This window comes from Longispora sp. NPDC051575, from assembly GCF_040681875.1.
Lineage (GTDB): Bacteria > Actinomycetota > Actinomycetes > Mycobacteriales > Micromonosporaceae > Longispora.
In genome coordinates this window covers 1-24187 of sequence record NZ_JBFAZP010000007.1, presented here as the reverse complement: position 1 = coordinate 24187, position 24187 = coordinate 1, and the positions used below count along the sequence as shown (strand labels likewise).

The 24187-nt window shown below is 73.2% G+C and carries 19 protein-coding genes; 9 read left to right on the top strand and 10 right to left on the bottom strand.

Annotated features, from left to right (window positions below):
• Positions 1-4: 4 nt before the first annotated feature.
• On the top strand, positions 5-988 hold the full coding sequence (locus AB0M43_RS20890; RefSeq protein WP_363727057.1) for a hypothetical protein: 984 nt from the start codon (positions 5-7) through the stop codon (positions 986-988).
• A 73-nt stretch (positions 989-1061) separates the two neighbouring features.
• Here the strand turns inward: AB0M43_RS20890 and AB0M43_RS20885 are convergent, their stop codons facing one another.
• Entirely contained in the window at positions 1062-2387 is a 1326-nt protein-coding gene (locus AB0M43_RS20885) for a citrate synthase (protein ID WP_363727055.1), read from the bottom strand.
• Between the two features lie 233 nt (positions 2388-2620).
• Positions 2621-4498 (bottom strand): AAA family ATPase, encoded by a 1878-nt coding sequence (locus AB0M43_RS20880; protein WP_363727053.1) that lies wholly within the window; start codon positions 4496-4498, stop codon positions 2621-2623.
• Positions 4499-4724: 226 nt separating this feature from the next.
• Here AB0M43_RS20880 and AB0M43_RS20875 point away from each other — a divergent pair, with 226 nt between their 5' ends.
• From AB0M43_RS20875 to AB0M43_RS20845, 7 genes are all read left to right on the top strand, one after another.
• On the top strand, positions 4725-6038 hold the full coding sequence (locus AB0M43_RS20875) for a nitrate/nitrite transporter (RefSeq protein WP_363727051.1): 1314 nt from the start codon (positions 4725-4727) through the stop codon (positions 6036-6038).
• Between the two features lie 79 nt (positions 6039-6117).
• Positions 6118-8118: a molybdopterin oxidoreductase family protein gene (locus AB0M43_RS20870; RefSeq protein ID WP_363727049.1), complete on the top strand. Its 2001-nt coding sequence runs from the start codon at positions 6118-6120 to the stop codon at positions 8116-8118.
• The gene (locus tag AB0M43_RS20865; protein ID WP_363727046.1) at positions 8115-9497 is read left to right on the top strand and encodes an FAD-dependent oxidoreductase; all 1383 of its coding nucleotides are present in this window, start codon (positions 8115-8117) and stop codon (positions 9495-9497) included. The genes AB0M43_RS20870 and AB0M43_RS20865 overlap by 4 nt, the downstream gene beginning before the upstream one ends.
• Positions 9498-9499: 2 nt before the next feature.
• Complete coding sequence (gene nirB / locus AB0M43_RS20860) at positions 9500-11896, top strand: nitrite reductase large subunit NirB (protein ID WP_363728013.1); 2397 nt, start codon at positions 9500-9502, stop codon at positions 11894-11896.
• 145 nt (positions 11897-12041) lie between these two features.
• Positions 12042-12392 carry a nitrite reductase small subunit NirD gene (gene nirD, locus AB0M43_RS20855; protein ID WP_363728012.1) on the top strand — a complete coding sequence of 117 codons (351 nt, stop codon included), beginning with the start codon at positions 12042-12044 and terminating at the stop codon, positions 12390-12392.
• 316 nt (positions 12393-12708) lie between these two features.
• Entirely contained in the window at positions 12709-13995 is a 1287-nt protein-coding gene (locus AB0M43_RS20850) for a uroporphyrinogen-III synthase (RefSeq protein ID WP_363727044.1), read from the top strand.
• Positions 13996-14187: 192 nt separating this feature from the next.
• A complete protein-coding gene (locus tag AB0M43_RS20845; protein WP_363727042.1) occupies positions 14188-14388 on the top strand; it encodes a hypothetical protein in 201 nt (66 codons plus the stop codon).
• A 290-nt stretch (positions 14389-14678) separates the two neighbouring features.
• Here the strand turns inward: AB0M43_RS20845 and AB0M43_RS20840 are convergent, their stop codons facing one another.
• The 4 genes from AB0M43_RS20840 to AB0M43_RS20825 all read right to left on the bottom strand — a co-directional run bounded on the left by AB0M43_RS20840 (position 14679) and on the right by AB0M43_RS20825 (position 19107).
• Positions 14679-15779, bottom strand: a complete 1101-nt coding sequence (locus AB0M43_RS20840) for an S-(hydroxymethyl)mycothiol dehydrogenase (protein WP_363727040.1) — start codon at positions 15777-15779, stop codon at positions 14679-14681.
• The gene (locus tag AB0M43_RS20835) at positions 15776-16132 is read right to left on the bottom strand and encodes a hypothetical protein (RefSeq protein ID WP_363727038.1); all 357 of its coding nucleotides are present in this window, start codon (positions 16130-16132) and stop codon (positions 15776-15778) included. Before AB0M43_RS20835 ends, AB0M43_RS20840 begins: the two co-directional genes overlap by 4 nt.
• Positions 16133-16195: 63 nt before the next feature.
• A complete protein-coding gene (locus tag AB0M43_RS20830; RefSeq protein ID WP_363727036.1) occupies positions 16196-18718 on the bottom strand; it encodes a tetratricopeptide repeat protein in 2523 nt (840 codons plus the stop codon).
• Positions 18715-19107, bottom strand: a complete 393-nt coding sequence (locus AB0M43_RS20825; RefSeq protein WP_363727035.1) for a hypothetical protein — start codon at positions 19105-19107, stop codon at positions 18715-18717. The genes AB0M43_RS20830 and AB0M43_RS20825 overlap by 4 nt, the downstream gene beginning before the upstream one ends.
• Positions 19108-19176: 69 nt before the next feature.
• Between AB0M43_RS20825 and AB0M43_RS20820 the strand changes: the two genes are divergently transcribed.
• Positions 19177-19848: a GNAT family N-acetyltransferase gene (locus tag AB0M43_RS20820; protein WP_363727033.1), complete on the top strand. Its 672-nt coding sequence runs from the start codon at positions 19177-19179 to the stop codon at positions 19846-19848.
• A gap of 157 nt (positions 19849-20005) precedes the next feature.
• Here the strand turns inward: AB0M43_RS20820 and AB0M43_RS20815 are convergent, their stop codons facing one another.
• From AB0M43_RS20815 to AB0M43_RS20800, 4 genes are read right to left on the bottom strand one after another with little or no spacing between them, the layout of a single operon-like run.
• Positions 20006-21022, bottom strand: coding sequence for an aldo/keto reductase (locus tag AB0M43_RS20815; RefSeq protein WP_363727031.1), 1017 nt, complete (start codon positions 21020-21022; stop codon positions 20006-20008).
• 8 nt (positions 21023-21030) lie between these two features.
• Complete coding sequence (locus tag AB0M43_RS20810) at positions 21031-22359, bottom strand: LLM class flavin-dependent oxidoreductase (RefSeq protein WP_363727029.1); 1329 nt, start codon at positions 22357-22359, stop codon at positions 21031-21033.
• Positions 22356-23072: an ABC transporter ATP-binding protein gene (locus tag AB0M43_RS20805; RefSeq protein ID WP_363727027.1), complete on the bottom strand. Its 717-nt coding sequence runs from the start codon at positions 23070-23072 to the stop codon at positions 22356-22358. Before AB0M43_RS20805 ends, AB0M43_RS20810 begins: the two co-directional genes overlap by 4 nt.
• Entirely contained in the window at positions 23072-23899 is an 828-nt protein-coding gene (locus tag AB0M43_RS20800) for an ABC transporter permease (RefSeq protein ID WP_363727025.1), read from the bottom strand. Before AB0M43_RS20800 ends, AB0M43_RS20805 begins: the two co-directional genes overlap by 1 nt.
• Positions 23900-24187 lie beyond the last annotated feature (288 nt).

Genomic DNA, 24187 nt, shown 5'->3' with positions numbered 1-24187 from the left:
CCACATGGGAGACTGCCCGGGTACCGCGTGGAACGTGATCAGCGCAGCGGGCCCGATGTCGCAGCTCGCCGGCCTGATCGCCGGTTTCGTGTTCGCCGGGGTGATCGTGCTGCTGAGCCAGCCCCGGCCGGCCGCCGAGTCCGGGCCGAACCCCACGCCCGGCCCCTCGGCCGGGTCGGGACCGGAGCCTGCGGCCGGGTCGGGACCGGAGCCTGCGGCAGGGCCCGAGCCCGGGGCCGAAGCCACGTCCGACGCCAAGGAGGCCAACGGCACGGCCCGGCTCCCCGCCCTGGTCCCCTTCTTCGCCACCTTCGTCGCGATGGGCCTCAACGCCTACGTCTTCGGCCTGCTGGCCGGCGAGGAGCCGGCGGACTCCTGCCGGCGGGTGTGGACGGCCGCCGCCGTGGCCAGCGGGATGCTCGCGATCGGCACGGTCGCCGCCCTGTGCGGGATCGTCCTGCTCATCCAGGCGTACCTCGACAGGGAGAACCTGAGCCGCGGCGACACCCGGCAGCTGAACTACCTGGAGAGGCTGCTCACCGTCAGTATCCGACTGCTGGCCTTCGTCGCCCCCGGCCTGCTGCTCCAGCGGGTGTACGAGTTCCTCAGGGTCTGGTACGGCGGCGACCTGCACGGCCTGCACTGGCTGTGGATCTTCGCGATCGGGGTCGTGTGCTGCGCGATCGTGCTGACGGCGCTGGACCGCAACCTGGTGCGGCGGGTGCTGGACGGCCCGACGAGGAACCGGGCCGGGCACTTCGACCGGGCGCTGATGCACGCGGGTGTCGGCACCGTGCTGTACTCCGTCACCGGCACCGCGCTGGTCGGCTTCTTCCTCGGCGTGGTGCCGACCGACTGGGACAGCACGCCGCCGTTCGTGCCGTGGGCGGTGGCCGCGCTCGTGACGGTGCTGCCCACGGCCACGATCGGCGGCTACCTGTACGCGATCCGGGGCATCGTGCGGGGCAACGGCGCGCCGCCCGGGTGACGTACCCGTCGTCTGGTGTTGTCCGAAAAAGAACTGGCCCCGGCGGTTGCCAGGGCCAGTTCGGAAGGAAGTGCTACGCGGGGTAGTGCCGCTCCGTCGGGCCGGTGTAGACCTGCCGCGGGCGGCCGATCTTCGTCGCCGGGTCCGAGATCATCTCGCGCCACTGGGCGATCCAGCCCGGCAGCCGGCCGAGCGCGAAGAGCACGGTGTACATCTTCGTCGGGAAGCCCATGGCCTTGTAGATCAGGCCGGTGTAGAAGTCCACGTTCGGGTAGAGCTTGCGCGACACGAAGTAGTCGTCGGCGAGGGCGATCTCCTCGAGCTGCATCGCGAGGTCGAGCAGCGGATCCGGCTTGTCCATCCGGTCGAGCACGTCGCGGACGGCCTTCTTGACGATCACCGAGCGCGGGTCGAAGTTCTTGTACACCCGGTGCCCGAAGCCCATCAGCTTGACGCCCGGCTCCTTGTCCTTGACTCGGCGGACGAAGTCGCGGACGTCGCCGCCGGACTCCTGGATGCCCGCGAGCATCTCCAGCACGGCCTGGTTCGCGCCGCCGTGCAGCGGGCCGGACAGGGCGTGGATGCCGGAGGACACCGAGGCGAACAGGTTCGCGTGGCCCGAGCCGACCAGGCGCACGGTCGAGGTGGAGCAGTTCTGCTCGTGGTCGGCGTGCAGGATGAGCAGCATGTCCAGGGTGCGGGCGACGACCGGGTCGACCTCGTACGGGGTGGTGGGCACGCCGAAGGTGAGGCGGAGGAAGTTCTCCACGTAGCCCAGGGAGTTGTCCGGGTACATCAGGGGCTGACCGATGGACTTCTTGTACGCGTACGACGCGATGGTCGGCAGCTTCGCCATCAGGCGGATCGTGGACAGCTCCACCTGCGCGGGGTCGAACGGGTCGAGGCTGTCCTGGTACCACGTGGACAGTGCGCTCACGCCCGAGGACAGCACCGGCATGGGGTGCGCGTCGCGCGGGAAGCCGTTGAAGAAGCCGCGCATCTCCTCGTGCAGGAGGGTGTGCATGCTGAGCTTGTCGGTGAACTCGGTGAGCTGGGCCGGGGTCGGCAGCTCGCCGTAGATCAGCAGGTAGGACGTCTCCAGGAACGAGGACTTCTCGGCGAGTTCCGCGATCGGGTAGCCCCGGTAGCGCAGGATGCCGGCGTCGCCGTCGATGAACGTGATGTCCGAGGTGCAGGACGCGGTGTTCACGAAACCCGGGTCGAGGGTGACGTGGTCGGTGCTGCTGAGCAGCTTGCCGATGCCGAGGCCCGCAGGGCCGTCGGTGGCCGGGGTGACCGGCAGTTCCAGGGAACCGGACGGATGGTCCAGCTTGAAGGTCGCCCCGGTGTCTGACTGCGCGACGGAACCGTTCGCGTGGTCCAGCTTGGTGTTCGTCATCCCGCTCTCGCTCCTTCAGGTCCAGGCACAGCGTACGTCCCCTGCGGAGAGCCCCGAGTGGGAACGGTGAGGTCGGCGGTGTGGTGCAGTCAGCCAGCCTCATCATAGGTTCGACCATGCCCGGAGCAGGAGCGTTCGGGACCTGCCCGGATGGGTGCTTGGTCACAGAAAGCATCCCGCGAGCGATGTCCGCTTTGTCTGGAGGGGCCGCCTTCCGGCGGCCCCTCCCAACGCTACGGGAGCTGCCGGTTCAGCCGGCCGAACAGCCGCGAGGCCCGGTTGAGGGTCCCGACACTGATCTTGGGTACGAGGGTCGCCTGGTGCTTGAGCAGCGCCGATGCCGGCCGGAAGTGGTTGAACCGGCCCCCGGCGAGGTCGTGCTGGGCGAAGTGCGCCCGGACCTGGTCCACGATCCGGGTCCGGACGGCCGGCAGGTCGGACACGAGGACCGGGGTGGGCAGTTCCTTCGCGTAGGCGAGGTTGACGAGGTCGAGGTAGAAGTCCGCCTCGAACAGGTCCTCGATGTCGGCGTCCGGGGTGCCGGTGAACTCGCCGATGTCGATCAGCCCGCCCTTGCCGAGCTGGCCGTTGTCCCGCAGCCGGCGGACGGCCCGGGAGTTGCGGGTCTGCGCGTCCACGATCACGGCCACGTGCAGCCGGTTCGCGCCGAGCAGCGCCGCGAACGTGGCCAGCGCCCCCGCGCCGCCGGTCGGGGCCTTCTGCCAGCGCGGGTCCAGCCCGTCCCGGCGGTGGCTGTCGAGGGTGTCGCTGAGGACGTCCAGGTAGATCAGGTCGCTGGGGCCCTCCAGCAACAGGGTGTGCTCCCCCACGAACAGGCTGCCGGTCATCCCGATCCCCATGCCCGCGAGCAGCGGGAACGCGGTGTCGGAGTCGGCGGCGGCCAGGTCGGCGCTGACCTTGGTGCCGGCCCGGTCGTGGTCGATCACGGTCCGGACCCGGTGCAGGTGGTCCGGGGAGATCATGAACGGCGAGTGCGTGGTGTACAGCACCTGGTGGGTGGGCGCGAGGCGCTCGTCGACCAGCCGGAGCAGGTCCTCCTGGGCGCGGCCGTGCAGGGACAGGCCCGGCTCGTCGAGGAGCACGATGACGTCGCGGTCCCCGGCGTCGAGCTCGGAGAAGTAGGCCAGGAAGGAGAAGAACCAGACGAACCCGCGGGACCGGTTGTCGAAGGGTACGGACGCGCGGTGCCGGCGGTTGTGCACCCGGATCTGGAGCAGCGGGCCGTCGGCGGCCGGCAGGACCTCCAGGCGGACCTCCAGCTCGTCGTTCTGCGACCAGTAGTCGAACACCTCGTCGGAGATGATGTTGCTGGCGTTCTCCAGTTCGCGGATCAGCTGCTCGTGCCGGCCGGGCTCCAGGAAGTCCTCCGGGGCCACCCCGGCCATCCGCAGCAGGCTGAGCAGCGAGCGCTCCCCGGGCTCCAGCTCGTCGGCGTCCCGGCGCAGGATCAGGTCCGGGATCGACACCTTGCCGGGCATGATGTCGTAGTCGGAGAAGTACATCAGGGTGGGCAGCCGGGGCTCGGCGTACGCGTCGGTGAGGTGGTGCTCGACGCTGCCGTCCCGCCAGGCCCGGATCCGGTCGAGGACGGCCCCGGTCTCCTCGGTCTGCTCCTCGCGGGACTCCAGCAGCTCGCGGAGCGCGGCCACGGAGACCACGGGCGGCAGGCCGAGCCCGGCGACGAGGTTGCCGACGATGGTCGGTTCGTCGAAGGAGTGCGCGAAGGTCCGGGACTCGTCGCGGTACCCGATGGTGACCGTGACCTCGGCGCTGGTGAGCGCGCCGAACCCGAGTTCCTCCTCGATCTGCTTGACCTCCAGGTCGTCGTACTCGAAGGTCGCCACGACCACGGGGATCCGGTCGGCCTGGGCCCACTGCTTGCGCTGCCGGGTGAGCCGGGCCGGGTAGTCGACGACCTCGTCGAACGGTTCGGCGGGTTCGGCCGGGTTGAGCCGGTGCAGGGCCTGCAGGACGGTGGTCTTGCCGGACTCGTTCTTGCCGACGAGGCAGGTGACGTTCGGTTCGACGGTGAACTCCTCGGAGTCCTCCACCGACCGGTAACTGGTGATACGAGCGTTGATGAGCCGCACCGAATTCTCCTGATCACGACAATTATGGACAAAGTGATGATCCCCCGGTCGGTGGTCCCCCCGGCGGCGACGCGCGGGAGCTCACCGACCGGTCACGGCCTTTGTGCGGTCGATTTCACAGGTCCGGCAACTTGGGTGATACACGAGCGCAACAGCGCCTTGACAGACTCCACTCACCTCGATCGGACACACGGGTGCCCGAGAGGCGTACGAGGAGGGGCGAACCATGGGCCGGTGGATCACACAGTGGACTCCCGAGGATCCCGCGTTCTGGGCGGCGACCGGACAGCGGACCGCCCGACGCAACCTGGTCTTCTCGATCCTGGCCGAGCACTTCGGCTTCTCGATCTGGCTGCTGTGGAGCGTCGTCGCGGTCAGCCTGCCGGCCGCCGGCTTCGCGTTCTCCGTCGACCAGCTGTTCTGGCTGGTGGCGCTGCCCAACCTGGTCGGGGCGTTCATGCGGCTGCCCTACACGGCGGCGGTCGCCCGGTTCGGCGGCCGGAACTGGACGACGGTGTCCGCCGCGCTGCTGCTCGTCCCGCTCGGCCTGATGGCCTACTGCGTGAGCACCCCGGGCACGCCGTACGGGATGTTCCTGTTCGCGGCGGCGACGGCCGGCCTGGGCGGCGGCAACTTCGCCTCCAGCATGGCCAACATCTCCTACTTCTACCCGGAGGCGCGCAAGGGCTTCGCGCTCGGGCTGAACGCGGCCGGCGGCAACATCGGCGTGGCCGTCGTGCAGTTCGCGGTCCCGGCGGTCATCGTGACCGCCGCGGCGCCGCACCTGGTCAACGCACCGCTGCTCTGGCTGGTCCCGGTGCTGGTCGCCACGGTCTGCGCCTGGCTGTTCATGGACAACCTCACCGTGGCCCGGGCGAAGATGTCCGAGCAGTTCACGGCCTTCCGGAGCCGGCACACCTGGGTGATGTCGTTCCTGTACATCGGCACGTTCGGCTCCTTCATCGGGTACTCCGCGGCGCTCCCCCTGCTGATCAAGGGCCAGTTCGCGGAGGTCGCCTGGCCGTACTGGGCCGCGCTCGGCCCCCTGGTCGGCTCCGTGTCCCGCCCGGTCGGCGGCTGGCTGTCCGACCGGATCGGCGGCGCCCGGGTCACCCTCGGCGTGTTCGTCCTGATGGGCCTCGGCGTCACCGGGGTGCTCGCGGGGCTGGCCGGGCACACGTTCGGGCTGTTCCTGGCCTCGTTCGGGCTGCTGTTCGTGGTCAGCGGGGTCGGCAACGGGTCGACGTACCGGATGATCCCGGCGATCTTCCGCACCGAGGCCGCCGAGGCCGGCCGGACCGAGCTGCAGGGCAGGCGCACCGCCGCCGCCGTGATCGGGCTCGCGTCCGCGATCGGCGCGCTCGGCGGCTTCCTGATCCCGCGCGGGTTCGCCATCTCGATCTCGAACACGGGCTCGATCCGCGCCGCGCTGTACGTGTTCCTGATCGGCTACGCCGTGTGCGGGGTGGCCACCTGGTGGTTCTACCTGCGCAAGGTCCTGGTGGCCCGGGTTCCGAACCTGGCCCACGCCCGCGTGTGACACGAAGTGCGCGTCTCGTAGCACCCCGGAAACACGGGAGGTACCCCTCGTGAAACCCACGTCCGCCACTCTGACCGACATGACGACGGCCGCGACCCACTGCCCGTACTGCGCCCTGCAGTGCGCGATGACCCTGCGCCGGGTCGGGGGCACGGTCACGGTCGAGGCCCGGGACTTCCCGACCAACCGGGGCGGGCTCTGCCAGAAGGGCTGGACCTCGGCCGACCTGCTCGGGCACCCCGAGCGGCTCACGAGCCCGCTGCTGCACGGCCGGCCGGTGAGCTGGGACGAGGCACTGGACTTCGTCGCGGCCGGCATCCTCGCCGCCCAGCGGGAGCACGGCCCCGACGCGGTGGGCGTGTTCGGCGGGGGCGGGCTGACCAACGAGAAGGCGTACACGCTGGGGAAGTTCGCCCGGACCGTCCTGCGGACGTCGACGATCGACTACAACGGACGGTTCTGCATGTCCTCGGCCGCCGCCGCCGGCATGCGCGCGTTCGGCCTCGACCGGGGACTCCCCTTCCCGGTCTCCGACCTCGGCGGGGCCGACGCGGTCCTGCTGGCCGGCGGCAACCTGGCGGAGACCATGCCGCCGATCCTGCGGCACCTCGACGGGCCGGGCCTGATCGTCGTCGACCCCCGGGTCACGGCCACCGCCGCCCGGGCCGCCCTGCACCTGCAGAACACCCCGGGCACCGACCTGGCGCTCGCCAACGGGCTGCTGCACCTGGCGATCGCCGAGGGCCTGCTCGACCCCGGCTACATCGCGGCCCGGACCACCGGGTTCGACCAGGTCAGGGCCACCGTGGCGAACTACTGGCCGGCCCGGGTCGAGCGGATCACCGGGGTGCCGATCGAGGACATGGTCCGGGCGGTGCGGATGCTCGGCGGCGCGCGCCGGGCGTACGTGCTCACCGCGCGGGGCGCCGAGCAGCACGCGAAGGGCACCGACACGGTGTCCGCGTTCATCAACCTGGCCCTGGCGCTGGGGCTGCCCGGCCACCGGGGCGGCTACGGCTGCGTGACCGGGCAGGGCAACGGGCAGGGCGGCCGGGAACACGGGCAGAAGGCCGACCAGCTGCCCGGGTACCGCAGGATCGACGACCCCGCCGCCCGCGAGCACATCGCCGGGATCTGGGGGGTACGGGCCCAGGATCTGCCCGGCCCGGGGCCGTCCGCGTACGAGCTGCTCGACGGGCTCGGCACCAGCACGAAGGCGCTGCTGGTGTTCGGGTCCAACCCGGTGGTGTCCGCGCCCCGGGCCCGGCACGTCACCGACCGGCTGAAGGCGCTGGACCTGCTCGTCGTCGCCGACCTGGTGCTGTCGGAGACCGCCGCGCTCGCCGACGTCGTGCTGCCCACCGCGCAGTGGGCCGAGGAGGACGGCACCATGACGAACCTGGAGGGCCGGGTGATCCGGCGGCGCAAGCTGATGGACCCGCCCGAGGGGGTGCGCACCGACCTGGACATCCTGGCCGCGCTGGGCGACCGGCTCGGGGTCCCGGTGCTCGCCGAACCCGAGGCCGTGTTCGCCGAACTCGGCACCGCCAGCGCGGGCGGGGCCGCCGACTACGCCGGGATCAGCTACGACCGGATCGACGCCGAGGACGGCGTGTTCTGGCCGTGCCCCGACGCCGCGCACCCGGGCACGCCCCGGCTGTTCGAGGAGGCGTTCGCGACCCCCGACGGGCGGGCCCGGTTCGTGCCCGTCGAACACCGGCCGCCGGCCGAGGACGTGTGCGGGGAGTACCCGGTGTACCTGACGACGGGGCGGGTGCTCACCCAGTACCAGTCGGGGGCGCAGACCAGGCGGGTCGGGCGGCTGCCCGGGGAGCTGTTCGTGGAGCTGCACCCCGACCTGGCCGGCCGGCTCGGCGTCGCCGACGGGGAGCCGGTGACCGTGACCAGCCGGCGCGGGACCGTCACCGCGCCCGCCCGGGTGTCCGGGGCGATCCGGGCCGACACCGTGTTCCTGCCGTTCCACTGGGCCGGGGTCAACGCGCTGGTCAACCCGGCCCTGGACCCGACCTCCCGGATGCCCGAGTTCAAGGTGTGCGCCGTGCGGGTGGAAAGACCATGAGGATCAGCGTCATCGGGTACGGGATGGCCGGCTCCCGACTGGCCTCGCTGCTCGCCCGGGAGCACGACGTGACCGTGTACGGGGCCGAGGCGGGGCCCGCGTACAACCGGATCCTGCTGTCGGGGCTGCTCGCCGGCGCGTACCAGGAGGAGGATCTCGCTCTTCCCGGGGCGGACGTGGACCTGCGGCTCGGCGTGACCGCGACCGACGTGGACCGGGTCGCGCGCACCGTCGCCGGCGAACCCTACGACGCACTGGTCCTGGCCACCGGCTCCCGGGCGATCATCCCGCCGATCAAGGGTCTGACCAGCGACGACGGCGAACTGCAACCGAACGTGGCGGCGTTTCGCACCCTGGAGGACTGCCGGCGGATCCTCGCCGCCCCCGGATCGCACCCGGTGGTGCTCGGCGGGGGCCTGCTCGGGGTCGAGGCGGCCCGGGGCCTGGCCGTCCGGGGACCCGTCACCCTCGTGCACGGCGCCGGACACCTGCTCGAACGGCAGCTCGACCCGACCGGCGGGGCGATGCTCGCCGACACCCTGGCCGCGATGGGCGTCACGGTCCGGGTCGACGCGCAGGCCGTGGCCTACGTCGACGGGGTGCTCCGGCTCGCCGACGGCACCGAACTGCCCGCCGACCCCCTCGTCGTGTCCTGCGGGGTGCGGGCCGACACCACCCTCGCCGAGTCGATCGGGCTGGCCGTCGGCCGGGGCGTCCTCGTCGACGACGAACTGCGGGCCAGCGACCCGGACATCTACGCGCTCGGCGACTGCGCCGAACACCGCAACACCGTGTACGGGCTGGTCGCGCCCGCGTGGGAGCAGGCGGCCGTGCTCGCGGCGGTGCTGGGCGGGGCGGCGGCCGGCGGGCCTCCCGAGGCCGGGGCGGCGCGGTACACCGGTTCGCGGCTCGTCACCCGGCTCAAGGCCGCCGGCATCGACCTCGCCGCCATGGGCCACCTCGACGGCGAGGAGATCCTCAGCTTCGCCGACCCGGCCCGGGGCACCTACGCCCGGCTGGCCGTCACCGACGGGCGGCTGCGCGGCGCGATCCTGCTCGGCGACAACCCCACGGTCGGCACCATCACCCAGCTCTTCGACCGGCGCACCCCCGTCCCGGCCGACCGGCGGTCGCTGCTGCTCGGCCGGGCGACGAGGGCCGCCGTGCCCGCCGAGACCCCGGCCCTGATGCCCGACGCCGCCGTGGTCTGCCGGTGCAACACCGTCACCAAGGGCGAGATCGTCCGGTGCGGCGGCCGGACCGTGGCCCAGATCGCCGAACGCACCAACGCGACCACCGGCTGCGGCGGCTGCGCGGACGCCGTCCGGGGCATCGCCGACTGGCTTTCCACAGTGGACCCCGTGAAGGAGGAGGTGTGACCATGAGACTCGTCGTGATCGGCAACGGCATGGTGGGACAGCGGTTCGTGGAGGCCCTCGCGGCCCGCGACGTCGACCGCGGCTGGTCGGTGACCGTGCTCGCCGAGGAGAGCCGGCGCGCCTACGACCGGGTCCGGCTGTCCGCGTACTTCGAGGGCGTCACCGCCGAGGAGCTCACCCTCGCCCCGCCGGGCGTGCCGACCGGTACGGAGTTCCTGCTCGGCGAGCCGGCCGTGGCCGTGGACCTCGCGGAACGGGTGGTGCGGACCGCGCACGAGGCGTACCCCTATGACGCCCTGGTCCTGGCCACGGGCTCGCGGGCCTTCGTGCCCCCGGTCGCCAACGCCGACGCGCCGCACTGCTTCGTGTACCGCACCCTCGACGACCTCGACGCGATCCGGGCCCACGCGGCCGGGCAGCGCACCGGTGTGGTCGTCGGCGGCGGCCTGCTCGGGCTGGAGGCCGCCAACGCGCTACGGCTGCTCGGGCTGGACGTGCGGATCGTCGAGCACGCCCCGCACCTGATGCCGTTGCAGGTCGACGTGGCCGGCGGCGCGCTGCTCCGCCGCCGGGTCCGGGCCCTCGACATCGCCGTCGACTGCGGCGAGGGGGTCCGCGACGTCGCCGACCTCGACGCCGACGTCGTGGTGTTCGCCGCCGGCATCCGGGCCCGCGACGAACTGGCCCGCGCGTCCGGGCTCGCGGTCGGGCCGCGCGGCGGGGTGCTGGTGGACTCCTCGTGCCGGGCCTCCGCGCCGGACGTGTGGGCGGTCGGCGAGTGCGCCGCCGTCGACGGGGTCACCTACGGGCTCGTGGCCCCCGGCTACGCGATGGCCGAGGTCGTCGCCGACCGGCTGACGGGCGGCGACTCCACCCTGGACACGCCGGATATGTCAACAAAATTGAAGCTGCTCGGCGTGGACGTCGCCAGCTTCGGGGCGCTGACCGGGCCCCTCGACGTGGTCTACAACGACCCGGCCACCGGCGTGTACGCGAAACTCGTGCTCTCCGACGACGCCCAGACCCTGCTCGGCGGGATCCTGGTCGGCGACGCGTCGGCGTACCCGACCCTGCGGGCCAGCGTCGGCGGCCCGCTGCCCGGCACCCTCGCCGACCTGATGGCCTCCGGGGCCGCGCCGGTCGGGCTGCCCGACTCCGCGCAGGTGTGCTCGTGCCACGCGGTGACCAAGTCGGATGTCCTCGACGCCGTGGCGTGCGGGCACACCGACATCCCGGCGATCAAGGCATGCACGAAGGCGGGGACCGGCTGCGGGTCGTGCGTGCCGCTGCTCAGGTCGCTGCTCGCCGAGGCCGGGATCGCCCAGTCCACGGCCCTGTGCGAACACTTCGGGTACTCCCGGCAGGAGCTGTTCGACATCGTCCGGGTCCGGGGCATCCGGACCTACTCCGAGCTGGTGGGGGCCGTCGGCACCGGCCGGGGCTGCGACCTGTGCAAACCCGCCGTCGCCTCCATCCTCGCGTCCCTGGGCGGCGGGCACATCCTCGACGGGGAACAGGCCGCGCTCCAGGACACCAACGACCACTTCCTCGCCAACCTCCAGAAGGACGGCACCTACTCCGTCGTGCCCCGGGTGCCGGCCGGCGAGATCACCCCCGAGAAGCTCATCGTGATCGGCGAGGTGGCCCGCGACTTCGGCCTCTACACGAAGATCACCGGCGGGCAGCGGGTCGACCTGTTCGGCGCCCGGGTCGAGCAGCTGCCCGCGATCTGGCGGCGGCTCGTGGACGCCGGGTTCGAGTCCGGGCACGCCTACGGCAAGGCGCTGCGGACGGTGAAGTCCTGCGTGGGCGACACGTGGTGCCGGTACGGGGTGCAGGACTCCGTCGGGCTCGCCGTCGCGCTGGAACTGCGGTACCGCGGCCTGCGCGCCCCGCACAAGATCAAGGCGGCGGTGTCCGGCTGCGCCCGCGAGTGCGCCGAGGCCCGGGGCAAGGACTTCGGGATCATCGCCACCGAGAACGGCTGGAACCTCTACGTCGGCGGCAACGGCGGCTTCACGCCCCGGCACGCGGACCTGCTGCTCAGCGACCTGTCGACCACCGACCTCGTCACCTACGTCGACCGGTTCCTGATGTTCTACGTCCGCACCGCCGACCGGCTCCAGCGCACCTCCGTCTGGGTCGGCAACCTCGGACTCGACTACCTCCGCGCCGTGATCGTCGACGACAGCCTGGGACTCGCGGCCGACCTCGACGCGGCCATGGCACAACACGTCGACGGGTACGTGGACGAGTGGCGCGCCGTCCTCGACGACCCGGTGAAGCTCCGGCGCTTCGTGTCCTTCGTCAACGCGCCGGACACGCCCGACCCCACGATCTCGTTCACCGTCGAACGCGGTCAACCTGTTCCGCTGCTCAGCATCGGGACTCGGCCGTGACCTGGCCGCCCGCCGTGACCTGGCCGCTCGCCGTGTCCTGGCCGCTCGCCATGAACGGCCTGCTCGCCGTGGCCTGCCCACTCGCCGTGAACCGCCCATGCGCCGTGGCCTGCCCACTCGCTGTGAACCGCCCGCCCGCCGTGACCTGCCCGCCCAGCCTAGGGGTGTGACCGTGACCTGGACCGCGATCTGCCGACTCGACCACCTGCTGCCCGAACGGGGCGCCGCCGCGCTCCTCGGCGACACCCAGGTGGCCGTGTTCCGCCTGCACGACGACCAGCTGTACGCCATCGGCAACGGGGACCCGCTCAGCGGCGCGCAGGTGCTGTCCCGGGGCATCGTCGGCACCCGGGGTGAGGTCCCCGTTGTCCTGTCCCCGATGCACAAGCAGGCATTCGACCTGCGGACCGGGGCGTGCCTCGACGTACCCGGGGTGGGGGTGCCGGTGTATCCGGCACGGTGCCGGGACGGGTTGATCGAGGTGGCGGTCCCGTGACCTTGCGGGTCCCCCCGTGGGTCGCCGACAGCACCGTGCCGGGGCGCACGCCGGGCACGGGGGCCGGTGGCGCGCCCCCGACGGCCGCCGGGGTGGGCCGGGCTTCGGGCGCCGCCGGGGCGGAGCGAATCCCTGGCGCCACCGGGATGGGGCGGACTTCGGGCGCCGTGGTCTTTGGTTCGGCCTCGCCTGCCGCCGGACTCGTCGCGCACCCGGACGCTGCTGAGACGTGGGACCCCTGGGCCGGCCGCACCGGGCGGCGGGCCCGGGGCGGCGCGGACTGCGGGTCGCGCGGTGGCGGGCAGGGGGCCGGGCCGTGACCGCGCCGCTGGAGGGGTTCACGGTCGCGGTCACGGCCGACCGGCGGCGGGGCGAACTGGCCACGTTGCTGGAACGGCGGGGCGCGCGGGTGGTCAGCGCCCCCGCCATCACGCTCCTGCCGCTCGCCGACGACGCTGCCCTACACGAGGCCACCGCCGCCTGCGTCGACAACCCGCCCGACCTCGTCGTGTGCACCACAGGGATCGGGTTCCGGGGCTGGCTGGAGGCCGCCGAGGGCTGGGGACTGCCGCTGCTCCCCGTCCTCGGCAAGGCCCGGCTGATCGCCCGGGGACCCAAGGCCCGGGGCGCGATCCGCGCGGCCGGGCTCGTCGACTGGTGGCACGCCGAGTCGGAGTGCTGCGAGGAGGTGCAGGACCACCTGCTCGCCCAGGGCGTCGCGGGCCAGCGGATCGCGGTGCAACTGCACGGCGAGCCGCAGGAGGCGTTCGTGGCCGCGCTGCGGGCCGCGGGGGCCGAGGTCGTGATCGTTCCCGTGTACCGGTGGGAGCTGCCCGAGGACGTCGGTCCCGTGCGCCGCCTGGTGGAGATGGTGCTCGCCGGGCAGGTCGACGCGGTGACGTTCACGAGCGCGCCGGCCGTGTCGGGGCTGCTCCAGGTGGCGGGGGCGGACGCGCCGGGGGTGCTGGCGGCCTTCGGCGGGCGCGCCGACGGCACCGGCCCCGGCGTCGGGTCCGGGTCCGGGAAGTCTGTGGGCCTGGCGCGGGCTTCCGGCACTCCGGGTGGGTCCTCCTCGGTTCCGACGAGTGACACCGCGCGTGGTGGCGGAAACGAGGCCGGTGAACCGGGTATCCGGGAGCTGTCCGGCGTGGGCGCCGAAGCGGCTTCCGGATCGCCGCCGTGGCCGGCGGTGCTGGCCGCGTGTGTCGGGCCCGTCACGGCCGGACTGTTGCGCGCGGCGGGCGCCCCGACCCTGCTGCCCGACCGCGCCCGGCTCGGTTCGCTGGTCCGGGCCGTGACCGACGAGCTGCCCCGCCGGGCCCGGCGGCTCACCGTCGGCGGCGGCACCCTCGAACTGCGCGGTCACGCCGTCCTGCTCGACGGCCACCCGCACCCGCTCGCCCCGGCCCCGATGTCCGTCCTGCGGGTGCTCGCCGAACACCCCGGCCGGGTGGTGTCGCGCACCGAACTCCTCGCGGCCCTGCCCCGGGGGATGGACGGGCACGCGGTGGAGATGGCGGTGGCCCGGCTGCGTGGGAGCCTGGGCTCGGCCCGCTACGTCCAGACCGTGATCAAGCGCGGGTACCGGCTGCGGGTGGAGTGACCGGCCCATCCCCGGCCGCCGCCCCCTGTCCCGGGTGCGGGATTCGCCCCGGGCGAGGGGGCCTGGCGCGGGCGGACGAGGGGCGGATACCTCCTGCGGGGGATGTCGGTTCGTCCCCGGTGACGAGGAATCCGGGCGCGCGGCCGTGGGAGCCTCGGGGGGCAGCGGCGGATCGTCACCGGGGAGCGCACCATGCTGGAGTTCATCGGCGTGATCATCATGATCCAGGGCTTCGGGTCGGCGATCGCCTACTCCGGGTTCGACAACGAGCGGTTCGGGTTCCTGTTGCGCTGGGCGACCGAGTACCAACCGTGGATCGGGATTTTCGTGGGGTTGATCGGGCTTGCCGTCCTGCTCGTCGGGGACCGGCGGCGCAAGGCCAGGGCCAGCTGACCGCGCACCGGGGACCAGCTCTCGGCCAATGCCGGGGATCAGCTCCCGGCTAGAGCCCGGGACCAGCTCCCGGCCAGGGCCGGCGACCAGCCCACAGCCGGATCGACGACGAGTTCCCAGCTCAGGCCAGGGACCAGGCCCCAGCCCGGGTCGACGTCCAGCTCGCGGCCGGGGCCGCGACCAAGCCCCAGCCGGGTCGACGTCCAGCTCCCGGCCCGGGCCGCGACCAGGCCCCAGCCGGGTCGGCGACCATCTCGCGGCCCCGGTCGGCGCGGAACTCGGCGACCGGGCTAGAACTCCACCACCGAGCGCAGCACCTCGCCCCGCGACATCCGCGCGAACGCCTCCTCCACCCCGTCCAGCGCGATCCGTTCCGAAACGAACGCGCCCAGGTCGAGCCGGCCCTGGAGGTACAGCCCGATCAGGGTGGGGAAGTCGCGGGACGGCAGGCAGTCGCCGTACCAGGAGGACTTGAGGGCGCCGCCGCGGCCGAAGACGTCGAGCAGCGGCAGGTCGATCCGCATGTCGGGGGTGGGGACGCCGACGAGGACGACGGTGCCGGCGAGGTCGCGGGCGTAGAAGGCCTGGGTGTACGTCTCCGGGCGGCCGACCGCGTCGATCACCACGTCCGCGCCGAAGCCGCCGGTCAGCGCGCGGATCGCCTCGACCACGTCGCCGTCGCCGGACAGCACGGTGTGGGTGGCGCCGAGCTGGCGGGCCCAGTCGAGTTTGCGCGGGTCGACGTCGACGCCGATCACGGTGGCCGCGCCGGCCAGCCGGGCGCCGGCGATGGCCGCGTTGCCGACCCCGCCGCAGCCGATCACGGCGACCGAGTCGCCCCGCGACACCGCGCCGGTGTGCAGGGCCGCGCCGAGCCCGGCCATGACGCCGCAGCCCAGCAGGCCGGCGACGGCGGGTTCGGCGGCCGGGTCGACCTTCGTGCACTGGCCGGCCGCGACCAGGGTCTTGTCGGCGAACGCGCCGATCCCCAGCGCCGGGGACAGCGGGGTGCCGTCGGCGAGGGTCATCTTCTGGACCGCGTTGTGGGTGGCGAAACAGTACTGCGGGCGGCCGCGCAGGCACGCCCGGCAGGAGCCGCACACGGCGCGCCAGTTGAGCACCACGTAGTCGCCGGGCGCGACGGAGGTGACGTCCGGGCCGACCGCCTCGACGACCCCGGCGGCCTCGTGGCCGAGCAGGAACGGGAACTCGTCGTTGATCCCGCCCTCGCGGTAGTGCAGGTCGGTGTGGCAGACCCCGCAGGCCCGCACGGCGACCAGCGCCTCGCCGGGCCCCGGGTCAGGCACCAGGATCGTCTCCAGGCTCACCGGCGCGTGCACGGAACGGGCGACGACTCCACGGACCTCGTGCACGGCGGCTCCTCGGATCATGGGGCGAACGGCAACGGTTCCGATCGTACGGTTTCCGGGCCCCGCGCGGCGAGCAGCAGCGTGCACAACTCGCTGGCCGCCTCCGGGTGGTCCTCCAGGAGCGCGACGAGCCGGACCTGCCAGGTGAACTCCACGGCCTTGCCGAGTTGCGGGCGCAGCGCGTCGTCGACCCGGGCGAGGCTGGCCGCCTCCGCGTCGAACCGCTCGATCTCCCGGCCGACCTGGGACTCCTCCCCTTGGGCGAGCAGCCGGGCGAAGCTCGCCCTGACCGCCTCCCAGGTGGCGGTCTCCCGCGCACCGACGAGTTCCGCTCCACCAGCCGTTGCCAAACCGACGATCCACTCAGCGACCATCCGCCTAGTCTGGCGTTTTCGTGACCTGAAGTGCGCACTCCTTTCACAGTCCGCCACCATGGACTAATCGGATGAATCACCCGGAATCCATAGTAGTACGGTGGCGTTCTCCCGGGGGTCGGGGGCGAACTCGCGCCGGTCGCGCAGCTCGTCGAGGAACTCGCTCTGCGGGTCGGACAACTCCCGGGCGGTCGGGCCGCGCGGCAGCAGCCCGTCGGCGAGCGCCTCGGCCCCGCCCGCCAGGATCAGGCCCCGCAGCTCCTCCGGGGGCACCCCGCCGGCCTCGACGGCGAGCGGCCGGACCGCCCTCGCGAACCGGACCGCCGCGTCGGGGTCGTCCGCCGCCAGCGCCAGGATCCGGTCCACGGCCCGGGAGGTGATCTCCTTGTAGAACCGCGCCGTGTACGCGTCCGGCTCGTGCGGCGAGCCCTGGAACCAGTACGCGTCGACCAGCGCGAGCCGGTACGCCTCCGCGGCCGGGTCCAGCTCGCCGCGCGCCCAGAGCACGTCGGCGCGGACCCGGTGCAGGTTGGCGGCGAGTTCGTGGTCCCACTCGTCGTCGGTCTCGGCCAGTTCGAGCACGGCGCGGGCCGCCCGGTCGACGCCGGCCAGGGCATCGTCGAGCTGTCCGCGTTCGAGGTCGAGGTCGGCGCGCTCGAACAGCAGCCATTCGGTGACCCAGTGGTCCTCCAGCGCGGTGAAGGCGGCGAGCGCCTTGTCGTAGTACCTGGAGGAGCCCTGGTCCGAGGGGTCGGCGAACCGGCGGGTGTGCGCGAGGAAGATGTCCAGCAGGCCCCGGGCCCGCGCGACGGCCACCGCGTCCTCCTCCGACACCCGGAGCCGGGTCCCCGGGGCCAGGCCGCAGATGTCCTGCACCTGGAGCAGCTTGCGCCGGATCGCGTCCCACGGCTGCGACGGCAGGCTCTTGTCGTGCCCGTGCGGGTAGTGGTCGATGAGGAACACCAGCGCGTCGGACAGCCGCTGGCCGGCGACCTTGGGCGAGCCGCCGCGCGCGTTCCAGGTCGGGCGGGTCCCCCACGCGCCGAGGAACTTCTCCCAGTCGTCGATCAGCTGCCGGTTGAACGGGAACGGGTGGTAGCAGCCCCACCACCAGAAGGCCTCCAGGAACACCACCGTGAACCGGATGAACGTCAGGCGCGGGTCCGGGGTGGTCTGCCCGGTGTGGTGCAGCCACGCCTGCTTGTACTCCTGCCAGTGCGGGTTCTCGTAGCAGTGCCAGGTGCCGTACTCGCCCCGGTCGTCCTCCCAGTTCTGCAGCCGGTCGTAGCAGTGCCGGGCGGCCAGGTCGTGCAGGTGCAGCCAGCGGTCGGGGTTCTCGGTGCGCAGCCGGTCGGTCAGCGAGATCCGGATGAACTCGTGCAGCCGGAACCACTCGCTGGGCTCGCCGACCTCGTCGGGCACGTTCCAGGCGAGCCGCAGCCCGGTGAGGCCGTGCAGCACCCGGCCGGCCTCCTCGGTGTCGGCCAGCCCGAGCAGGTCCACCAGCATCGGCGCGTCGAACCGGCCCGCGACCGCCGCGCACTCCACGGCCGGGGCGAGGGTGGAGCGGCGCTCGCCGCGCAGTACCCCCAGGATCAGGTCGACCATGCCGCCCCACCGGTCGCCCTCGCGCTCGGGCAGCCGGGCGAACTCGCGGCGCAGTTCGGCGGCGGACATCCGGGCCGGCCGGCCGTCGGCGGCCCGGGCCGCGCCCTGTTCCAGGAGGTAGCGGCCGGCCAGGTCGACGCCGCCCGGGTGGCCGTGGGTGAAGGAGTACACGATCCCGGGGATGTCGCCGTCGGCCTGCTCGGGGCCGACCTGTTCCAGCAGGTACTCCTCGACCTCCGTCGGTCCGAACGGCGCCAGCGGCTCGCGGTGCACGTGCGCGGAGTCGCTGACCAGCGCGTGGCCGGTCGGGGTGCGGGCCAGCACGGTCAGCGTGTTCGGCAGGGCCAGGGCCGTCTTGAGCAGCCAGCGGCCGATCTCGTCGTCCACCACGCGCTCGAAGGAGTCGATCGCCAGCAGCACCGGGCGGTCACCGGTCGCGGCCCGCCACGCCCCGACCAGCGCCTCGTCGAACTCGGCCTGCAGGGCGAGCACCCGGGCGACGTCCTCCACGACCCGGAGCTGGATGCTCTCCACCGACGAGTTCGCGCCGAGGGTGACGGAGTTGCCGGACGCCTCCTCCAGCCGGGCCCGCAGCTGGCTGTGCAGCCGGACCACGTCGCGCAGTTCCCTGGCCGACCGGCCGAACGCCTCCAGCAGCCCCCGGGCCACCTTCCCGGAGAAGACCAGGGTCTCGACGAGTACGGCCAGGCCGGCGTCCGGGCCGGTGCCGTGCCGTTCGTCGAACCCGAGACCGGTCAGGTCGTCGGCGAGGTCCTTGTAGAAGACGAGCGCGTCGGCGGCCCGCGCCCCGGCGACCAGCTCCTTGAGGAAGAAGGTCTTGCCGATGCCGTGCATGCCGACGACGTCGAGCACCGAGCCGTACGGCGCCCGGCCGAGCAGGCCCAGGGCGCGGCCGGTCTCCGCGCGGCGGCCGATGAACCGGGCCGCCGGGTGCGCCCCGGCCGTCCCGTCGGTCACCGGGGGTCACCGCGCCGCTCGGGCTCCTCGCCGGCCGTCATCGTCAGGTCCTTCATCTGGAGCCCGTCTCCGGCCACGAACTCGTTGCTGCCGGGCGCGGACAGCCGCGCGTTGCCGACCCGCGCGTCGTTGCCCAGCCGGGCGGTGTTGTCCCGGCGGCGCTCCCGCGCGGCGGCCACCCGGGCGGCCACGACGATCCGGGCCAGGCACAGCACCAGCACCAGGCCGGCGACCGCGAACAGCGCGATCCTCGTGTCGCCGGGGGTCGCCAGCCCGAGCGCGCCGAGGACCACCAGACCGGCGAGACCGAGCAGCAGCGGTTTGTCCCCCGCCAACCCCTTGGCCACCTGCCGGAGCACCCCACCGAAGAGTCCCTGCTGCTCAACCACTGTGCCCCCAGTCGCATGTAGACATTCAGCGTAGGCGAAACACGAGCTCCGAACTGTACACTGAGCGACATGCGCATCACGGAACTGCTCACTCCGGGGCCGCAACTCGACGCGTTGTACGAGGAGGTCCTCGTGCCGTCCTTCCCCGCCGCCGAACTCAGTTCCCGGGCCGGGATCACCGCCCTCGTCGGCTCCGGCCGGGGCCCGGTGTGGATCGCCACCGACGACGCCGGCACCGTGCTCGGCGGGGCCGTCGGCGACTGGGAGCCCGGCCCCCGGGTGCTGCTGCTGTCGTGGCTGGCCGTGCGGCCCGGACACCGGGGCGGGCGGGTCGGCGGGCCGCTGCTGGACGCGGCGCTGGCGGCGTGGCGCGCGGAGTACGAGCCGTGCCTGATCCTCGCCGAGGTGGAGGACCCGACCCTGCACACCGGCAACGAACAGCACGGGTACGCCGACGCGCGGCTCCGGTTCTACCAGCGGCGCGGGGCCCGGGCCCTCGACGTGCCGTACTTCCAGCCGGCGCTGGGGCCCGAGGGCGCCCGGGTGCCCGGGCTGCTGCTGCTCGTGCTGCACGCCGACCCGGAGTTCGCCGGGGCCGAGCCGGACACGATCAACGCGGACGTGCTGCGGGACTACATCGAGATCTACCAGCGGGAGTGCGAGGGGGACGTGCAGTCCGACGACCAGGCGATGGAGCTGTGGCGGGCGTTGGACCGGCCGGGCGGGGTGCGGCTGCACTGACCGACGTCTTTCCGGGTACTGGTGACAGGCACCGGGCCATGGGCGCGGACCGGGGCCCGAGGTGGGCGCGCGGACCGGTGCCCGGGTGGGCGCGGACGGGTTCCCGGAGCGGGCGCCCCTCCCCTGTCGGAGCCGGGCGCCCTCCCCTGGTCCCGGCTCAGCGGCGGCGCAGGGCCGGGTCCGTGATCGACGGCGGCTCGTACCCGGCGTCGGCGGCGTTGAGGTTCACGCCGGGCGGGACGATCTCGTCGATCCGGTCGAGGATGTCCGCCGACAGCACCACCTTCGAGGCCCCGAGCTGCGACTCCAGGTGCTCCCAGGTGCGCGGCCCGATGATCGCGGACGTGACCGCCGGGTGCGCGAGCACGAACCCGATCGCCAGGTGGATCAGCGACAGGCCGGCCTCGTCGGCGAGCGCGGCCAGCTTGGTGACCGCCTCGATCTTCGGCGCGTTGGCGGGCAGCGTCGCGTCGTACCGGGCCGGGAAGCGCTCCGACCGCCGGGACGCGCCCGTCAGGTACGAGCCCGAGAGCCAGCCGCCCGCCAGCGGGCTCCACGGCAGGATGCCCAGGCCGTAGCGCTGTGCCACGGGGAGCACCTCGCGTTCGATGCCCCGGGCCAGGATCGAGTACGGCGGCTGCTCGGCCACGACCCGCTCCCGGCCGCGCCGCTCGGCGATCCACTGGCCCTCGACGATCTGGGCGGCCGAGAACGTGGAGGTACCGATGTAGCGGATCTTGCCCTGGTGCACGAGGTCGCTCAGCGCGCCCAGGGTGTCGTCGAAGTCGACCGTGGGGTCGGGGCGGTGCACCTGGTACAGGTCGATGTGGTCGGTCTGGAGGCGCCGCAGGCTGTTCTCGACCTCGCGGACGATCCACCGCCGGGAGTTGCCCCGGTGGTTGGGGTCGTCCCCGATCTGGCCGTGGAACTTGGTCGCCAGGAACACCTCGTCGCGCCGCCCGTCGAGGAGCGCCTTGCCGACGATCGTCTCGGACTCGCCCTGCGAGTAGACGTCGGCGGTGTCGATCACGTTGATGCCCTCGTCGAGGGCGCGGTGGATGATCCGGATCCCGTCGGCGTGGTCGGGGTTGCCGAGCGGCCCGAAGTTCATCGCCCCCAGGGTGAGCGGGCTGAGCCGGACTCCGGTGCGGCCGAGAACGCGGTAGTCGGTCACTGTCTCTCCTAGGCCGGGATGAGGTTGCGGTTGGCGGGACGGGCCAGGCCGTAGTTGTCCCGCAGGGTCGTGCCGGTGTACTCGGTGCGGAACAGCCCCCTGCGCTGCAGGATCGGCACCACCTCGTCGACGAACACGGTCAGCCCGGACGGCAGCACCGGCGGCATGATGTTGAACCCGTCGGCCGCGCCGTGCGTGAACCAGTGCTCGATCGCGTCGGCGACCTGCTCGGGGGTGCCGGCGAAGGTGCGGTGCCCCCGACCTCCGCCGAGCCTGCCGATCAACTGTCGCACGGTGAGCCGCTCGCGACGAGCGAGAGTCACGATCAGCGTGTACCGGCTCTTCGCCCCCTCGATCTCGTCCTCGGCCGGCAGGTCGGCCGGGAGTTCCTTGTCGAGGTCGAGATCCTCCGGGGCGACCCGGAGCGTCTGGGCGAGTTGGTTGCGGGCGAACTCGGGCCGGATCAGCCGGTCGAGCTCCGCCTCCAGGGCCAGCGCCTCGGCCTCGGTGGAGCCGATCGCCGGCACGATCCCGGGCAGGATCTTGATCGTGTCGGGGTCGCGGCCGGCCGCCGCCGTGCGCGCCTTGAGGTCGGCGTAGAAGGCCTGGGCGTCCTCCAGGGTCTGCTGCGCCGTGAACACCGCCTCGGCGTACCGGGCGGCGAGGTCCTTGCCGTCCTCCGACGAGCCGGCCTGCACGAGCAGCGGGTAGCCCTGCGGGCTGCGCGGCACGTTCAGCGGGCCGGCGACCCGGAAGTGCTCCCCGACGTGCTCCGGCGGGAACAGCCGGTCGTCGGCGCCCCACACGCCCGACTCCTTGTCGCCGAGCGGCGCGTCGTCGGCCCACGAGTCCCACAGCTTCAGGGACACCTCGATGAACTCGGCCGCCCGCGCGTACCGGTCCGCGTGCGCCGGCAGCGCGTCCAGGTTGAAGTTGCGGGCCGCCTCCACCCCGGCCGTGGTGACGATGTTCCAGCCGGCCCGGCCCCCGGACACGTGGTCCACGGACGCGAACCGCCGGGCCAGGTTGTACGGCTCGTTGTACGTCGTCGACGCGGTCGCGATCAGCCCGATGTGCTCCGTGACCGCCGCCAGGGCAGTGAGCAGCACCGTCGGCTCCAGCTGGCCGGCGGGGCGGCGGCCGATGCTGCTCCACAGGACGGGCCCGTCGGCGAGGAACAGGGAGTCGAGCTTGCCGCGCTCGGCGACCCGGGCCAGCTCCTGGTAGTGCGCCAGGCTGATGTTGGCGAACGGGTCGGACTCCGGCAGCCGCCAGGACGCCTCGTGGTGCCCGGTACTCATCAGAAAGGCGTTGAGGTGTAGCTGTTTGCGGGTCATTCGCGCACTCCGAGTTCGGTCAGCAGGTCGGCGCGCAGCTCGGCGAATCCGGGGCTGGCGCGGTGCCGGGGGGATTCCAGGTCCACCCGGCGGTCGAGGGCCAGGCGGCCCTCCGTGGACAGGACGAGCACCCGGTCGGCGAGCAGGACCGCCTCGTCGACGTCGTGGGTGACGAGGAAGACGGCCGGCCGGTACCGGTCGCACAGCCGGCGCAGCAGCGCGTGCATCCGGATCCGGGTCAGCGCGTCCAGGGCGCCGAACGGCTCGTCGAGCAGCAGCAGTTCGGGCTCGCGGACCAGCGCCCGGGCCAGGGCCGCGCGTTGGGCCTCGCCGCCGGACAGCGTGATCGGCCAGGCCCGGGCGTGGTCGGCGAGCCCGACCTCCTCCAGGGCCGGGAGTCCCCGCGACGCGTCCCGCAGGCCCAGGGTCACGTTGTCGATCACGCGTTTCCAGGGCAGCAGGCGGTGCTCCTGGAAGACCACGGACCGCTTTTCGGGTACCCGCAGGCTGCCCTCGTAGCCGGAGTCCAGCCCGGCCATGGCGCGCAGCAGGGTGGACTTGCCGGAGCCGGAGCGGCCGAGCAGGGCCACGAACTCGCCCGGGGCGATCTCCAGGTCGATGCCGGCGAGCACCTCGCGGCCGTCGAAGGAGCGCCGGACGTTCTGGGCGACGACGGAACTGGTGGTGGTCGTGGCGGCCGGGACGGCGGTCATCAGGACCCCTCGAATCCGTGCCGCCAACTGAGCAGGCGGCGTTCCAGGAACCGGACCAGCACGTCGGCGAACAGGCCCAACGCGCCGTAGATGAGCAGGCCGAGCACGATGATGTCGGTGCGGTACCAGCTCTGGGCCTGGTTCATCAGGTACCCGATGCCGCTGGTCGCGTTCAGCTGCTCCGCGATGATCATGATCAGCCAGCTACTGGTCAACGCGAACCGCAGCCCGACCAGGAAGCCCGGCACCGCCCCCGGCAGGATCACGTGCCGGATCAGCCCCAGCCGGCCCAGCCCGAACGTCTGCCCCGACTCGACGTGCTTGTTGTCCACGCCCCGGATCGCCGCGTACGTGTTGATGTAGACCGGGAACATCGTCCCGTAGGCGACCAGGGCCACCTTCGGCACCTCGCCCACCCCGAACCAGATGATCACCAGCGGCAGGAGGCCGAGGGTGGGCAGGGCGCGCAGGATCTGCAGGCTGGAGTCGACCAGGTCCTCCCCGTACCGGAACAGGCCCGCCAGCACCGCGAACACCACCCCGGAGGTGATGCCCAGCGCCAGGCCCTGGGCCACCCGGCTCAGCGAGGCCAGCAGGTGGGTGCCGAGCTCGCCGGTCGAGGCCAGCTCCCAGCCTGCGGCCAGCACGGCGCTCGGCGGGGCCAGGGTGCGGCCGTCGCCCAGCAGCTGCCAGGCCAGCAGCAGGAGCAGGGGGCCGCCGACCCGGCGGACCGGGCGGGGCAGCCGCCAGCCGCGACGGCCGGGGCGGGACGCGTCGATCAGGGTGGGCGGTGAGGTCGCCCGGGGGGTTTCGAGGGTGGTGGTCACGGGGGCCTCCGGAGGTGGGACAGCGGGCCGGCTCGGCTGGCCGGGCGGGGCGGCTCCTGGCCGCGTGCGTGGGGCGGGGTGGCCCGGGGCGGAGCGGGCCTGGTCGTGGGGCGGGGTGGCCCGGGGTGGAGCTCGGGCCTGGTCGTGGGGCGGTGTGGTCCGGGTGGAGCGCGGGCCTGGTCGTGGGGCGGTGTGGTCCGGGTGGAGCGCGGGCCTGGTCGTGGGGGGGGGGGCCCCGCGCGGCGCCCCCCCCCCCCCGCGAGAGCCCGGCCCCCCCCCCCGGGGTGG

Bases quoted from the DNA above. Each gene is read 5' to 3' on its own strand.
- AB0M43_RS20885 (WP_363727055.1), bottom strand. From the start codon at position 2,387: ATGACGAACACCAAGCTGGACCACGCGAACGGTTCCGTCGCGCAGTCA.
- AB0M43_RS20820 (WP_363727033.1), top strand. From the start codon at position 19,177: ATGCGCATCACGGAACTGCTCACTCCGGGGCCGCAACTCGACGCGTTG.
- AB0M43_RS20890 (WP_363727057.1), top strand. From the start codon at position 5: ATGGGAGACTGCCCGGGTACCGCGTGGAACGTGATCAGCGCAGCGGGC.
- nirB (WP_363728013.1), top strand. From the start codon at position 9,500: ATGAGACTCGTCGTGATCGGCAACGGCATGGTGGGACAGCGGTTCGTG.
- AB0M43_RS20865 (WP_363727046.1), top strand. From the start codon at position 8,115: ATGAGGATCAGCGTCATCGGGTACGGGATGGCCGGCTCCCGACTGGCC.
- AB0M43_RS20840 (WP_363727040.1), bottom strand. From the start codon at position 15,779: ATGATCCGAGGAGCCGCCGTGCACGAGGTCCGTGGAGTCGTCGCCCGT.
- AB0M43_RS20875 (WP_363727051.1), top strand. From the start codon at position 4,725: ATGGGCCGGTGGATCACACAGTGGACTCCCGAGGATCCCGCGTTCTGG.
- AB0M43_RS20805 (WP_363727027.1), bottom strand. From the start codon at position 23,072: ATGACCGCCGTCCCGGCCGCCACGACCACCACCAGTTCCGTCGTCGCC.
- AB0M43_RS20870 (WP_363727049.1), top strand. From the start codon at position 6,118: ATGACGACGGCCGCGACCCACTGCCCGTACTGCGCCCTGCAGTGCGCG.
- AB0M43_RS20845 (WP_363727042.1), top strand. From the start codon at position 14,188: ATGCTGGAGTTCATCGGCGTGATCATCATGATCCAGGGCTTCGGGTCG.
- AB0M43_RS20835 (WP_363727038.1), bottom strand. From the start codon at position 16,132: ATGGTCGCTGAGTGGATCGTCGGTTTGGCAACGGCTGGTGGAGCGGAA.
- AB0M43_RS20810 (WP_363727029.1), bottom strand. From the start codon at position 22,359: ATGACCCGCAAACAGCTACACCTCAACGCCTTTCTGATGAGTACCGGG.